The sequence below is a fragment of the Paractinoplanes maris genome (assembly GCF_023544465.1).
GTDB lineage: Bacteria > Actinomycetota > Actinomycetes > Mycobacteriales > Micromonosporaceae > Actinoplanes > Actinoplanes maris.
On sequence record NZ_JALPVL010000014.1, the window covers coordinates 22694 to 35780 of the forward strand.

The window sequence follows — 13087 nt, forward strand, 5'->3', positions numbered from 1 at the left end:
TTGCCGACCATTCTGATCACCACCGACTACCTGCGGCCGGGCGACGAGGTGGACACCTACCTCACCGGCCTCGGCTTCACCACCCGGCACGATCCGCTGCGGGGCAAGCGTTCGGAAGCAGACCTGGTCGCCGCGCTGGACGGGGCGCAGGGGGCGCTGATCGCCAACGAGCCGATGACCGCCTCGGTGCTGGCGCGGGCCGGCTCGTTGCGCGCGATCGTGCGTACCGGCGTGGGTTACGACTCGGTCGACGTGGCCGCGGCGAACCGGCTGGGCATCGGCGTCAGCAACCTGCCGGGGGTCAACGCCAACGCGGTCGCCGAGTACACGATCGGGCTCCTCCTCGTGCAGGCCCGGAATCTGGTCGGGCTGGCCACCGGGGTCGCGGCCGGCGGCTGGCCCCGGCGCGACGGCTTCGAGCTGCGCGGCAAGACGCTCGGCATCATCGGCCGGGGCGCGGTGGCGCAACGCGTCCGGCCGCTGGCCCAGGCGTTCGGCATGACGGTCATCCAGGAGTCGTTCGACGACCTGCTCCGCGAGTCCGACTTCCTGTCGATCCATACGGCGCTCACCGACCGGACCCGGCACTTGATCGACGCGGCTGCGCTGGCGCGGATGAAGCCGACAGCCCACCTCATCAACACCGCCCGCGGGGCGATCGTCGACACGTCGGCGCTGGCCGCGGCGGTCCGGGCGGGGCAGATCGCGGGGGCGGCGCTGGACGTCGTGGATGTCGAGCCGCTGCCGTCCGACAGCGTGCTGCGCGGGGTCGACGGCATCACCGTCTTCTCGCACATGGCCGGCCAGACCACCGAGGCTCGGCGCGACGCCGGCCTCCGGGGAGCGCGCGAGCTGGTCGCCGCCCTGTCCGGCCGGCCGGACCATTCCGTGGCAGCGGACGCTTCCGCGCAGCCGTATCACGTGGCAGCCGGCCCTGCCACGCAGCCGCATCACGCCGCCGCAACCGGCCCTGCCACGCGGCCGCATCAGGCCGCCGCAACCGGCCCTGGCGCACAGCCGTATCGCCTCGAGGAGAGCGCGTGAACGCCGATGTCATCGTGGTCGGGGCCGGTCTGGCCGGGCTCGTCGCCACCGCCGAGCTGGCCGCCGCCGGGCGCTCGGTCGTCCTGCTCGACCAGGAGCCCGAGCAGAGCCTGGGCGGTCAGGCGTTCTGGTCGTTCGGCGGGTTGTTCCTGGTCGACTCGCCCGAGCAGCGCCGGATGGGCATCCGCGACTCGCCCGAGCTGGCCTGGCGGGACTGGCTGGGCAACGCCGGCTTCGACCGCCCCGAGGACGCGTGGCCGCGGCGCTGGGCCGAGGCGTACGTCGGCTGGGCGGCCGGCGGGAAGCGCGCGTGGCTGCGCGAGAAGGGCATCAAGCTGTTCCCCATCGTGGGCTGGGCCGAGCGGGCCAACAACTCGGTGCCGCGCTTCCACCTCACCTGGGGCACCGGCCCGGGCGTGCTGGAGCCCTTCATCGCCGACGTGCTGAGCAGCGACCGGGTCACGATCCGGCACCGCCACCGGGTCGACGCGCTGACGACCAGCGGCGGCGTGGTGACCGGGGTGGCCGGCCGGGTGCTGGAGCCCAGCGAGGCCGCCCGCGGCCAGGCCAGCTCGCGCACCGCGATCGGGGACTTCGCGTTCACGGCGCAGGCGGTCGTCGTGACCTCCGGCGGCATCGGGGGCGACCATGACCTCGTACGCCGGAACTGGCCCGCCCGTCTCGGGAAGCCGCCCGAACACCTGATCAGCGGCGTGCCGTCCCATGTGGACGGACGGATGATCGGCATCACGACCGAGGCGGGCGGCGCGGTCATCAATCCGGACCGGATGTGGCACTACGTCGAAGGCATCCAGAACTGGGATCCGATCTGGCAGCGGCACGGCATCCGCATCCTGCCCGGACCGTCGTCGCTGTGGCTCGACGCGCGCGGCCGCCGCCTGCCGGTGCCGCTCTACCCCGGTTTCGACACCCTCGGCACGCTCGCGCACCTGCGCACGACCGGATACGACCACAGCTGGTTCGTGCTCACCCAGCGCATCATCGAGAAGGAGTTCGCGCTCTCGGGCTCGGAGCAGAACCCCGACCTGACCGGCCGCAGCGTGCGCCAGGTGCTCGGCCGCCTGCGGTCCGGCGCGCCCGCACCGGTGGAGGCGTTCAAACGCAACGGCGCGGACTTCGTCGTCGCCGACTCCCTGGACGAGCTGGTGACGGGCATGAACGCGCTCACCCCGTCGCCGCTGCTCGACCCGGCCGGGATCCGGCGCACGGTCGAGGACCGCGACCGGGAGCTGGCCAACAACTTCGGCAAGGACCAGCAGATGGCGGCGATCCGCAACGGCCGCAACTACCGGGGCGATCGGCTGATGCGCACCGCGACGCCGCACCGGTTGCTCGACCGCTCGGCCGGTCCCCTGATCGCCGTACGGCTACACGTGCTCACCCGCAAGTCACTGGGCGGGCTGCACACCGATCTCGACGGACGCGTGCTCTCCCCGGCCGGGGAACCCGTTCCCGGGCTGTACGCCGCGGGCGAGGCGGCCGGATTCGGCGGTGGTGGCATGCACGGCTACCGCGCCCTCGAAGGCACCTTCCTGGGTGGCTGCCTGTTCTCGGGCCGCCAGGCCGGCCGCGCCCTGGCATCACTGACGAAATGAGGAAACCATGACTGACGTACGCGTTCTCGCGCCGACCGGCATGCTCGGCGCGGGCTTCCCACCCGAGACCATCACCCGCGGCCTCGCCCTGGGCGCCGACGTCATCGCCGTGGACGGCGGGTCGACCGACTCCGGCCCCCACTACCTGGGCTCGGGAACGGCCAAGACCGCCGCCGCGGCCGTGACCCGGGATCTGCGGCTCCTGCTGCGCGCGGCGGCGAGCGCCGGCATCCCCCTCATCGTCGGCTCATGCGGCACGAGCGGCACCGACTCCGGAGTCGACTGGGTCGCCGGGATGGCCCACCAGATCCTGGCCGAGGAGGGGCTGAGTCTGCGGATCGCCACGATCTACAGCGAGCAGCAGGCCGCTTCCCTGGCGCCGGACCGGATCCACCCGCTGCCACCGGCCGGCGAGCTCGATCCGGCCACTTTGGAGAGTTGCACGCACATCGTCGGCATGATGGGCCACGAGCCGATCGTGGCGGCCCTCGAGGGCGGGGCCGACGTGGTGCTGGCCGGGCGGGCCACCGACACGGCCATCGCGGCCGCGGTCCCGTTGATGCGGGGGTTCCCGGCCGGTCCGGTCTGGCACGCGGCCAAGATCGTCGAGTGCGGCGGGCAGTGCACGACCAACCCGCGTGCCGGCGGGGTGCTGGCCACCATCGACGCCACCGGGTTCACGATCGAGCCGCTCGACCCCGAGAACGCCTGCACACCCACGTCGGTGGCGGCGCACATGCTCTACGAGACGGTGAACCCGTTCTCGATGCGCGAGCCGGCCGGCACCATCGTGGTGTCCGGCGCGACCTACCGGGCGGTGGACGACCGCGTCGTGCGGGTCGAGGGGTCCCGCTTCGAGCCGGCCGGGCAGCACACCATCAAGCTCGAGGGGGCGCGGATCACCGGGTACGAGACGATGTCGTTCACCGCGATCCGCGACCCGCACATCCTCGGCCAGATCGACACCTGGGCCGCGCTGCTGCGCAAGACGATCGGCGAGTGGGTCACCCGCACGCTGGGCCTGGGCGACGGCGACTACGCGATCGATCTGCGCCTCTACGGCTACGACGCGATCCTCGACGGGATCGAGCCCGACCGGCGGCCACCGCGTGAGGTCGGTGTCATGCTCCTCGTGCACGCGGCCGACCAGCCGACCGCGACGGCCGTGGCCAAGGTGGCCAACCCGCTGCTGCTGCACCTGCCCACGCCGGACATGAACTACCTGCCCAGCCTGGCCTTCGCCACCTCACCGGCCGAGACCGAGCGCGGCGCCGTCTACGAGTTCGTGCTCAACCACGTCATCGACGTCGACTCCCCCACCAGCCTGTTCCGCATCCACCTGCCGGAGGCCGCAGATGCCTGAGACCCCCACGATCGCGGACCTCGCCCTGGAGGTGCGGTCCAAGAACGCCGGCCCGTTCTGGGTGACGATGGAGTTGTTCATGCGCGACACCGCCGGATACGAGGCGGTCGCCTTCGTCGACGCGCCGGTCATCGCCCGGCTCTACGGCGTCGACCCGGCCACGGTCCAGATCTTCCGCCTCCCGGCGCTCAACGTCGTCAAGGTCTCGTTCCCCCGCCCCGTCTCGCAGGGCAGCCTGCGGGACCGCGACATCCACGCCGGCCAGCATCACGTCCCGCTGGCCCTGCTGCCTGTCCCTACCGCGTCCGCAGACCGTTGAAGATCAGGTCGAGCAGGTGGTGGGCGGGCTCGGCCGCTTCCTCGCGGGAGAGGAAACCGAGCAGGAGAAGCACGTCCTGAGCGCTGACGTCGGCGCGGATCGACCCCTCGGCCCGGCCCGCGGCCAGCAGGACCTCGATGACCTCGCCGATCGGCCCGGAATGGCCGGCGGCGAGCGCGTGCCCCGGGCCGGGCTCGAGTGCGGCCAGGACCCCGCGTTTGACCCGCGCGTAGTCGGCGACGTTGTCCAGCCAGCGACGGAACGCCGTGGCCGCGTCGTGCTCGGCCAGCAGCTGAGGAGCGGAGGCGACCAGCTGGTCGACGTCGGCCCGGTAGACCTCGGCCAGCAGCGCCTCGCGGGTCGCGAAGTTGCGATAGAGGGTGCCCTGCCCGACGCCGGCCGCCTTGGCGACCGCGTTCATCGGCAGCTCCGACGTCGAATTCAGCAGGTCACGGGCGACCTCGACGATGCGCGCCCGGTTGCTGACCGCGTCCGCCCGTGGCATCGCACCGACCTCCCCTTGTAAGTGGACACGTGTCCGGTTAGTCTCGGCTAAGCGGACACGTGTCAACTTACTCGATCGGGAGGTCGGATGCCGACCCGTACGGATCTCATCAGCGGCAAGACGGTGGTCGTCACCGGCGCCAGCAGCGGCATCGGGCGCGAGGCGGCCACCATGCTCGCCGGGCGCGGGGCGGCGGTCGTGCTGGCCGCGCGCCGCTCCGAGCGCATCGACGCCCTGGCCGCGTCGATCCGCGAGGCCGGGGGCCGGGCGATCGCGGTACCGACCGACGTGACGGCCGCCGGCGACGTCCGGCACCTCGTCGACCGGGCGGTCAGCGAGTTCGGCCGGCTGGACGTCCTCGTCAGCAACGCCGGGGTGGCCCGGCTCGGCCGCCTCGACCAACCGGCCGGGGACGACTGGTCGGCGATGATCGACGTCAACGTCCGCGGCCTGCTCAACGGCATCGCCGCCGTCCTGCCGGTCTTCCGCGACCAGGGACGCGGGCACGTGATCACCACGGTGTCGACCGCCGGCCTCACGATCGTGCCGACGATGGCGGTCTACGCCGCCACCAAGAACGCGGCCCGCACCATCATGGAGGGCCTGCGGACCGAGTCGACCGACGGCGTCGTCCGCACCACCGAGATCTCGCCGGGCTTCGTCCGCACCGAGCTGGCCGACGGCATGGAACCATCCGCCCGCGAGCGGATCCAGCTCGGGATGCGCGAGTTCGGCCTGGACCCGGCCGCGGTGGCCCGGGCGGTGTGCTTCGCCATCGACCAGCCGGACGACGTCGAGATCGGTGCCCTCACCATCCGCCCCACCGTGCAGGGCTGACGGCCGGAGCCGCCCGGACGTCTCGCCCGGGCGGCTCCGGCTGGTGATGCGACGGAGTTCTCAGTCGGCCCAGATGCCGCCGTCGACCAGGGCGATGGCACTGTCGTAGACGTAGTCGGCCGAGTCGGCCACGGCGATCTGCACAGTCACCTCCTGGCCTGGGGTGACCGGCACCGAGCAGGTCAACGGCTTGGTCAGACCATCCATGCTGGTGGCGTAGCCGGCCGCACCGTCCGAGTTGTCGACGTAGTAGGCCGTGTTCTCCCCCGCGTTGATGGTGTTGACGGAGACCGGCCGGGTCGTGCCGGGCACCAGGGCGCAGTTCTTGCCGTCGACCCGTACGGCCATGACGTCGTTGTAGGAGCTGTTGACGTACTCCGGATACTCCTCGCTGGCGAAGACGTAGCGCACGTGCAACGTGCTCCCCTGCGGGACGAGCTTGACCTGATACGACGCGGCGTCGAACGTGGGGTGACCGGCGAACGCGGTCAGCTCCGCGTCGCCCTCGCGGCCGAGGTTGCTGCTCGCGAACTTCGCCGGGTCGCCCAGCGCGTCGGCCATCCGGCCGGTGCTCAGCACCCAGGTCTTCTTCCCGGGCACGAAGCCGTCGACGTGACCCCACTGCTCCGTGCCGCCGGCTGTGGTGTCCTCGACCTTGTCCACACCGTCACCCAACAGCGAGTCCTTGGGGCCGCCGGGTTCGGGCGCCATGGCCTTGCAGTCCTTCGGCAGGTAGTGCGGCGACCCGGCGTACGGCTGGGATCCCTGCAGGGCATCCAGGGTGACCTTCTCGCTGAAGCTCCACTTGTCGAGGAACGCCTTGACCGTCAGATAGAGGCCGGCGCTCATCGCCACCTTGGCTTCCAGGCAGGCGTTGTAGCGGGAGTCCGTGGGATTGAAAACCGGGCCGAAGGTCGCGTCCACCGGATAGAGGCCGCCGCCGATGCCGGCGATCACGCCGGCTTCCTTGGTGCCGGCGCCGGGGCCGACGATCAGCTCACCGCCGGCTTTGAGCCCGATGGTGCCGTTCGCGGTGACCTGTGGAGTCAGCGGGGAAGCCTCCAGGACGCGCTTGCCGGTGAACGACGGCCCGTTCTTGACCGACATCGAGCCCTTGATCTCGAAGCCGGCGACCGCGGACAGACCCACGTTGCTCACCTCCATCGAGCCCCCTGCGTTGATCTCCGCGCTCGCCGAGAACGACACCGACAGCGGCACCGGCGACACCGAGATCGGCTTGAAGATGGTCGGCAGCCCCACCTTGCACTTCCGGTTGCCGCTCACCTTCACGGTCGCCGGGCCGTTCAGCGTGACGCTCAGTCCCATGTCCACCGATGCTCCGGTGGGCACGTCGGCGCCGAGGAACGAGTACTTGTCGACCTTGGTGGCGAAGTGACCGCCGAGTTTCAGGTCCGGCGAGAAGGTGACCTGGTCGCCCGCGCTCCCACCCTCGCAGGTCGCGGACAGTGCCTTGGTCGCCGCGGCCGCCTTGGCCTTCGGCGCCGGAGCCGGGGTAGGGGTCGCCTCCCCGTCGGCCGCCGCGCTGAACTCGGTGACGGCGAGCTCGTAGTGGTCGAAGGCATCGATCAGCGACCCGGCCCGCAAAGACAGGGTCCGCCCGTCAGCCGAGACGGCCGTCACGACACCCAGAAAGCCGCCGGGCAGGGGTGGCGAGACCGGCAGCACCACCGCGGCACCGATCACCGGTGCGGCCACGCCGCTCTGCAGGACCGCGCGGACTCCGGACCCGGTCGGTGCCGCGGAAACCAGGTCAGCGGGCTGGGCGAGCAGCGTGGCGGGATTCGCGACGTACTTGGCCGCATCGGTGGCCGAGGCCGGGCCCGCGGTCACCGTCAACGGCCCGTACCACCGGCCTCTGAGGCTGGTGAAGAGCGAGTACGTGTATTGCCGGCCGGCCTTCAGCCCGGAGTCGACCGCGGTGGTGCCCTTGACCGGCACGCCGGTGCCCAGCGACGTCAGGCCGGCCGGGGTCCGTCCGGTCGTGCGGCGGAGCACGAACCTCGACCCGGCCGGCGCTTTCCAGGCCAGGCTCACCCCGGTGGCCGTCATCGTGGTGGCGCGCAGGTCGCGGGCCGCGCCGTCGGCGGAGTAGGAGACCGTCACCGTGGACTTCGTGCCGGACCGGGTCGCCACCAGCGGCGCCGAGGCCCGTCCGACATAGCGCACGCCGTTGAAGATCAGCGTGCGGGCCTGAACGGTGTACAGGCCGGCGGGCGGCGCGAGGACGACCGTGGTGGATGTGCCCTCCGGCGGCTTGGTCGCGACCAGCCGTGACTTGCCGGCCAGGGTGACCGTGGCGGGCACCCCGCTGGGCGCCAAGTACTTTTCCCGGGACAGCCGGCGCCTCGAAAGCCGTTCGACCAGTCGGAAGTCAATCTCGGCCGAACAGCTTCAACCGTGCGGATTACGCCGTACGGGCGGGCCGGGACCGGCCGTCAGACGCCCGGGAGACCTCGATCCGGCGAAGCGGTCGTGGTCGGCGGCCGGCTCATCGGGTGGTGCCGGCGGCCAGCGCCTGGAGGGCGCGGAGGAAGGTGTCACGGTCGGGTGGGGGGAGCTGGTCGAGCACGGTTGCCTCGGCTGAGCGGATCGCCGACTGGGCCTCGCTGTGCAGGGTGCGGCCGGCGGGGGTCAGGCGCAGCAGGTGGACGCGGCGGTCGGCGGGGTCGGGCTCCCGCTCGATGAGGTCGCGCTGCTGCAGCTCGTCGAGGACGGCGATCAGGCGGGTCTTGTCGGCCCCGATCGAGCGGGCCAGCGCCGACTGGGTGCGCATCGGCTCGTCGCGCAGCGCGGTCAGGACGGCGTAGCCCCACATGGAGATGTCGTGGGAGGTCAGGATCGGCTGCTCGACGGCGACCATCCGGCGGCCCAGCCGCACCAGCATCGCCGCGAGGTCGGGACGGTCGTCCGCTTCGCCGGTCACCAGGCTGAAATTACACCGGTTGACAGATCGTAAGCTCAAGCGGATGGTAAGCGCATGCTTATCGAAACGATGGATGTGCGGGCGGCGGACGCGACGACGGTCCGGGCGACGATCAGCCTGGTGCGGAGTGTGTCCGGCGCCGACCTCGAGCGGCCGACACCGTGCGCGGGCTGGAATCTGCGGGAGCTGCTCGCTCATCTGACAGCCCAGCACCGGGGGTTCGCCGCGGCCGCCTCCGGCCACGGCGCCGGCCCCGAGCCGTGGCGGGAGGACCCGCTCGCGCCGGATCCCGTCGGCGCCTATCGGGCGGCGGCCGACGAGGTGATCGCCGCCTTCGGGCCCGAGGACGTGCTCGACCGCGAGTTCGCGCTGGCCGGCATCGGCACCGTCCCGGGCCGGCTGGCCATCGGCTTCCACCTGGTCGACTACGTGGCGCACGGCTGGGACGTCGCCCGGGCGCTGGGCGCGGCGTGGACCCTGCCGGACGACGTGCTGAGCGCGGCACTGCCGGTGGCCGAGATGGTGCCCGACGACGAGTCCCGGTCGGCCCCCGGTGCGGCGTTCGCGGCCCGGCAGCCGTACGCGGGAAACGACCCGCTCGACCGGATCCTCGCCCTCCTCGGCCGCTCCCCGACCTGGCCCGGCGTCAGCGACGACCGGGCCCGCTCAGATCGTTGAGCGAGGATCCGCAACCGGGCCGGCGCCGGCTTCTCCGGCAACGGCGAGCAGCCGGCTGAAGCCGGTCGAGAGCAGCGTGCCGGCGTGCCCGACGGCCGAGTAGGACCGCTCGCTGCCGTCGGCCAGCTCCAGGGTGACGGTCACGTCGGCCGTGCTGCGGGCGTTGACGACCGACGACGCCGTGATCACCTCGGGCGGACGCCGGCGGTCGCTCCGCTCGATGAGGAACCACCAGATCGCGCCGCCCACCGCCGCCACCACCGTCAGCGCGACGGCGATCCACAGGGCGACATCGAGCCCGGTGATGCCGCGATCACCGGCGTTGACGGCGACCGCGGCCAGCCCGAAGCCGATCAGCAGCCCACCGGCGCAGGCCCGGACGGCCCGCGGCCGGGCCGGCGACACCTCGTGCACCGCCACGTGGCCGTCGGCGAACCGCATCGTCACGGACTGGCCGGTCCCGGTGGTCACGTGGAGTACTTTCACCGGGCCCACGGTAAAGCATGTAACCGGATGCCCCACTGCGGTGTGTTCTTCAGTGTGAGATGCACTCAGGGGAAGACGGGGGACCATGGCGGGCCGTGACAGTGGCGACTTCGACGCCTTCTACATCGCTACGGTCCGGCGGGTTGTGCTCTACCTCTACGCCGCCTGCGGTGACCGGGCCGAGGCGCAGGACCTGGCCCAGGAGGCCTTCGCGCGAGCCTGGCAGCACTGGCCCCGGGTCGCCGGCTACGACGATCCGGAGGCCTGGGTCCGCACCGTCGCCTGGCGGCTGATGGCCAACCGGTGGCGGGGCCTGCGGCGCCGGGTGACCGCGCTGGCCCGGCTCGGACCGCGGTCCGAGGCCACCGCCGGCCCGTCGCCCGACCGGGTCGCCATCGTGGACGCGTTGCAGCGCCTGCCCCAGGCCCAACGGCAGGTGGTCGCCCTGCACTACCTGCTCGACATGCCGGTCAACGACATCTCGGCCGCCACCGGCGTTCCCGCCGGCACCGTCAAGGTGCAGCTCTCCCGGGCCCGGACCACCCTCGCCGGGCTGCTCGGCGACAACGATCAGGAGATCACCGATGCCACTTCCTCTCGCTGACCGCCTCCGGCAACTGGAGACCGACGTCCGCGACCTCGACGTGCTGCCGGCCGCGGCGGTTCGCGCCCGGGGCCGCCGCCGCCGGGTGACCGCCACGGTCGGGACGGTCGCCGCCGTGGCGACCGCGGCCGGCGTCACCGCGACCCTCGCCTGGCCGCAGCAGAACGCTCCGGTGCTGCCCGGCCCGGCCGCCGACCGCCCCGCCCTGACCTGTGACCTGAGCCTGCCGGGCGGGCCCGAGCAGGTCCGCCTCCGGGTGTTCGACGGCGGGGCCCCGGCCGGAGTGACCGGCTCGACGGCCGGGCAACTGCGGGGACTCAGCTTCACCGTGCTGACCCTCGCCGGCGGGCCGACCGAGGCACCGATCACCGGCTCGGCCACTGTGCGCTACGGGCCCGCGGCGGTGGGCGCCGCAGCCCTGGTCCGGGCCTACCTGCCCGGCGCCGCCCTGATGTTCGAACCGGGACGGACCGACGGCACCATCGACGTGACACTGGGCCCGGCCTTCGACCGGCTGGCCACCGCCACCGAGGTCAACCAGGCTCTCGCCGCCGGGGGCGAGCCGTCGCCGCCTCCGCAGTGCCGGGGCCGCTGACACTGACGTACGAGACGGCGCCGGGGTGAATGAATCGGGTTCCCGGTTAACCGATCAGCGGTGCGGGGCAGGCAACGGGCAGCACCGCCGCGGTTCCTCCCCGGGCCGCGGCCGGCTCGACACCGAGGAGCGCCATGAGCATCGAGAAGACCAGCACCCGCACGGACTTTCCCGGCACCGACCTTCAGGAGCCGGGTGACCCCCGCTCGCCCGAGACTCCCCGCCCCCGCATCCGCCAGGCGCTCACCGCGGGCGCGTCGCGAGTACGCGGGGCGGGCAGCACCGTCCGGCAGAAGCCGGCGCCCACCGCCGGTGTCCTGGCGCTGGCCGGCGGCGTGATCGCCGTCCTGGTGCTACGCCGCCGGGCCGCCCAGGCCAAGGCGGCTCAGACCCGCCAGTGGATGCCCGCGCGCTTCCGGCGTTGACTCGAGGATGTCCCCACGGGTGTTGCCGCACCCGTGGGGACACCGCCACGACATCGAAGTTTCCGAATGGTTGACAACGCTGTCACATTTCCGCAATCTGTGTCTGGGAGCGCTCCCAATCAACGGAGGTGGACAGTGATCAAACGAAGAAGATGGATGAGTGGGCTCGCCGCCGTGGCCGTCGCGGCCGGGCTGGGCCTGGCCGCCACCGCGCAACCGGCCGCCGCCGCGGCCGGCATCAAGGTCAGCGGCACCCGGATCCTCGAGGCCAACGGCAACCCGTTCGTCATGCGTGGCGTCAACCACGCGCACACCTGGTACCCCGACCGGTTCTCGTCGCTGGCCGACATCAAGGCCCAGGGAGCCAACACCGTCCGCGTGGTGCTGAGCACGGGCGACCGCTGGACCCGCAACGACGCCACCGACGTGGCCCGGGTGATCGCCGAGTGCAAGCGGCTGCGCCTGATCTGCGTACTGGAAGCGCACGACACCACCGGGTACGGCGAGGACGCGGCGGCCACCACCCTGGCCCGCGCGGCCGATTACTGGATCGGCATCAAGAGCGCGCTGGACGGCCAGGAGAACTACGTCATCCTGAACATCGGCAACGAGCCGTACGGCAACACCAACGCCGCCGGCTGGACGGCCGACACCAAGAGCGCGATCAGCCGGCTGCGCGCGGCCGGGTTCGCCCACGCGCTGATGGTGGACGCGCCCAACTGGGGCCAGGACTGGCAGTTCATCATGCGCGACAACGCCGCCTCCGTTTTCGCGTCCGACCCCCAGCGCAACACAATCTTCAGCATCCACATGTACGGCGTCTTCGACACCGCGGCTGAGATCACCGACTACGTCGGACGGTTCCAGACCGCCGGCCTGCCGCTGGTGATCGGCGAGTTCGGCCACAACCACTCCGACGGCAACCCCGACGAGGACACCATCCTGGCCACCGCGCAGGCCCGCGGCATCGGCTATCTGGGCTGGTCGTGGAGCGGCAACGGCGGCGGTGTCGAATACCTCGACATGGTCACCGGCTTCAACCCGGCCCAGCTGACCTCGTGGGGCGACCGGCTCTTCAACGGCGCCAACGGCATCAAGGCGACCGCCCGTGAGGCCACCATCTACGGCGGGACGACGCCGACGACGCCGACCACACCCCCGCCCGCCACCACACCCCCGCCGACCACGCCGCCGCCGACCACTCCCCCGCCCGCGAGCGGTGGCTGCACGGCGACGTACGCGGTGACGGGCTCCTGGGGCAGCGGCTTCCAGGGCGCGGTGACCGTCACGGCCGGCTCGGCGGCGATCCGCGGCTGGACCGTCACCTGGACCTGGCCCGGCAGCCAGCAGCTCACCAACACCTGGAACGCGACGGTGACGAGCTCCGGCAGCGCTGTCACGGCCCGCAACATGTCCTACAACGGCAGCCTCGCCGCGGGCGCCGGCACGTCGTTCGGCTTCACCGCCTCGTACGCGGGAACCAACACCACCCCCACCGTCAGCTGCACCTCCGCCTGACCCCGCCCCGGTCAGGACTCCGCACCCGCGGGTCCTGACCGGGATGTCAGCCGAAGCGACCGCCGCCTGCCGGAGCCGGCGGTCGACCTCGATCCCGGACAGGAACCGCTCGTCGTGGCTGACAACCACAAAGCTCCCTCGTACGCCGTGTGG

The 13087-nt window shown here is 72.2% G+C and carries 14 protein-coding genes; 10 read left to right on the forward strand and 4 right to left on the reverse strand.

Annotated features, from left to right (window positions below):
- Genes NAG42_RS35015 through NAG42_RS35030 form a run of 4 tightly spaced genes read left to right on the forward strand, consistent with a single transcriptional unit; the run spans nucleotide 1 to nucleotide 4342 of the window.
- Nucleotides 1–1044 carry an NAD(P)-dependent oxidoreductase gene (locus tag NAG42_RS35015; protein WP_250036338.1) on the forward strand — a complete coding sequence of 348 codons (1044 nt, stop codon included), beginning with the start codon at nucleotides 1–3 and terminating at the stop codon, nucleotides 1042–1044.
- The gene (locus NAG42_RS35020; protein ID WP_250036339.1) at nucleotides 1041–2660 is read left to right on the forward strand and encodes an FAD-binding dehydrogenase; all 1620 of its coding nucleotides are present in this window, start codon (nucleotides 1041–1043) and stop codon (nucleotides 2658–2660) included. Before NAG42_RS35015 ends, NAG42_RS35020 begins: the two co-directional genes overlap by 4 nt.
- A 7-nt stretch (nucleotides 2661–2667) precedes the next feature.
- Complete coding sequence (locus tag NAG42_RS35025) at nucleotides 2668–4023, forward strand: acyclic terpene utilization AtuA family protein (protein ID WP_250036340.1); 1356 nt, start codon at nucleotides 2668–2670, stop codon at nucleotides 4021–4023.
- Entirely contained in the window at nucleotides 4016–4342 is a 327-nt protein-coding gene (locus NAG42_RS35030) for a DUF4387 domain-containing protein (RefSeq protein WP_250036341.1), read from the forward strand. The genes NAG42_RS35025 and NAG42_RS35030 overlap by 8 nt, the downstream gene beginning before the upstream one ends.
- Here the strand turns inward: NAG42_RS35030 and NAG42_RS35035 are convergent.
- Nucleotides 4320–4847: a TetR/AcrR family transcriptional regulator gene (locus NAG42_RS35035; RefSeq protein WP_250036342.1), complete on the reverse strand. Its 528-nt coding sequence runs from the start codon at nucleotides 4845–4847 to the stop codon at nucleotides 4320–4322. The genes NAG42_RS35030 and NAG42_RS35035 overlap by 23 nt on opposite strands.
- Nucleotides 4848–4934: 87 nt before the next feature.
- Between NAG42_RS35035 and NAG42_RS35040 the strand changes: the two genes are divergently transcribed.
- Nucleotides 4935–5684, forward strand: a complete 750-nt coding sequence (locus tag NAG42_RS35040; protein WP_250036343.1) for an SDR family oxidoreductase — start codon at nucleotides 4935–4937, stop codon at nucleotides 5682–5684.
- Between the two features lie 60 nt (nucleotides 5685–5744).
- On the opposite strand, the gene NAG42_RS35045 is transcribed toward NAG42_RS35040, so the two are convergent.
- Both NAG42_RS35045 and NAG42_RS35050 read right to left on the reverse strand, forming a co-directional pair.
- Nucleotides 5745–8024, reverse strand: coding sequence for a choice-of-anchor L domain-containing protein (locus tag NAG42_RS35045; RefSeq protein WP_250036344.1), 2280 nt, complete (start codon nucleotides 8022–8024; stop codon nucleotides 5745–5747).
- Nucleotides 8025–8193: 169 nt separating this feature from the next.
- Nucleotides 8194–8628: a MarR family winged helix-turn-helix transcriptional regulator gene (locus NAG42_RS35050; protein ID WP_250036345.1), complete on the reverse strand. Its 435-nt coding sequence runs from the start codon at nucleotides 8626–8628 to the stop codon at nucleotides 8194–8196.
- Between the two features lie 54 nt (nucleotides 8629–8682).
- On the opposite strand from NAG42_RS35050, the gene NAG42_RS35055 reads away from it, so the two are divergent.
- On the forward strand, nucleotides 8683–9306 hold the full coding sequence (locus NAG42_RS35055; protein WP_250036346.1) for a TIGR03086 family metal-binding protein: 624 nt from the start codon (nucleotides 8683–8685) through the stop codon (nucleotides 9304–9306).
- On the opposite strand, the gene NAG42_RS35060 is transcribed toward NAG42_RS35055, so the two are convergent.
- A complete protein-coding gene (locus NAG42_RS35060) occupies nucleotides 9295–9792 on the reverse strand; it encodes a hypothetical protein (RefSeq protein ID WP_250036347.1) in 498 nt (165 codons plus the stop codon). The two genes, NAG42_RS35055 and NAG42_RS35060, sit on opposite strands and share 12 nt — an antisense overlap.
- 85 nt (nucleotides 9793–9877) lie before the next feature.
- Between NAG42_RS35060 and NAG42_RS35065 the strand changes: the two genes are divergently transcribed.
- From NAG42_RS35065 to NAG42_RS35080, 4 genes are all read left to right on the forward strand, one after another.
- A complete protein-coding gene (locus NAG42_RS35065; protein WP_250036348.1) occupies nucleotides 9878–10396 on the forward strand; it encodes an RNA polymerase sigma factor in 519 nt (172 codons plus the stop codon).
- Nucleotides 10377–10991, forward strand: coding sequence for a LytR C-terminal domain-containing protein (locus NAG42_RS35070; protein ID WP_250036349.1), 615 nt, complete (start codon nucleotides 10377–10379; stop codon nucleotides 10989–10991). The genes NAG42_RS35065 and NAG42_RS35070 overlap by 20 nt, the downstream gene beginning before the upstream one ends.
- Nucleotides 10992–11125: 134 nt before the next feature.
- Complete coding sequence (locus NAG42_RS35075) at nucleotides 11126–11416, forward strand: hypothetical protein (RefSeq protein ID WP_250036350.1); 291 nt, start codon at nucleotides 11126–11128, stop codon at nucleotides 11414–11416.
- 156 nt (nucleotides 11417–11572) lie between these two features.
- Nucleotides 11573–12934: a cellulase family glycosylhydrolase gene (locus NAG42_RS35080; RefSeq protein WP_250036351.1), complete on the forward strand. Its 1362-nt coding sequence runs from the start codon at nucleotides 11573–11575 to the stop codon at nucleotides 12932–12934.
- The last annotated feature ends 153 nt before the right edge of the window (nucleotides 12935–13087 follow it).

What these genes read in the sequence shown, in the direction of transcription:
- NAG42_RS35025 (WP_250036340.1), top strand. Translation starts at nt 2,668, where the DNA reads ATGACTGACGTACGCGTTCTCGCGCCGACCGGCATGCTCGGCGCGGGC.
- NAG42_RS35030 (WP_250036341.1), top strand. Translation starts at nt 4,016, where the DNA reads ATGCCTGAGACCCCCACGATCGCGGACCTCGCCCTGGAGGTGCGGTCC.
- NAG42_RS35035 (WP_250036342.1), bottom strand. Translation starts at nt 4,847, where the DNA reads ATGCCACGGGCGGACGCGGTCAGCAACCGGGCGCGCATCGTCGAGGTC.
- NAG42_RS35040 (WP_250036343.1), top strand. Translation starts at nt 4,935, where the DNA reads ATGCCGACCCGTACGGATCTCATCAGCGGCAAGACGGTGGTCGTCACC.
- NAG42_RS35055 (WP_250036346.1), top strand. Translation starts at nt 8,683, where the DNA reads ATGCTTATCGAAACGATGGATGTGCGGGCGGCGGACGCGACGACGGTC.
- NAG42_RS35065 (WP_250036348.1), top strand. Translation starts at nt 9,878, where the DNA reads ATGGCGGGCCGTGACAGTGGCGACTTCGACGCCTTCTACATCGCTACG.
- NAG42_RS35070 (WP_250036349.1), top strand. Translation starts at nt 10,377, where the DNA reads ATGCCACTTCCTCTCGCTGACCGCCTCCGGCAACTGGAGACCGACGTC.
- NAG42_RS35075 (WP_250036350.1), top strand. Translation starts at nt 11,126, where the DNA reads ATGAGCATCGAGAAGACCAGCACCCGCACGGACTTTCCCGGCACCGAC.
- NAG42_RS35080 (WP_250036351.1), top strand. Translation starts at nt 11,573, where the DNA reads ATGAGTGGGCTCGCCGCCGTGGCCGTCGCGGCCGGGCTGGGCCTGGCC.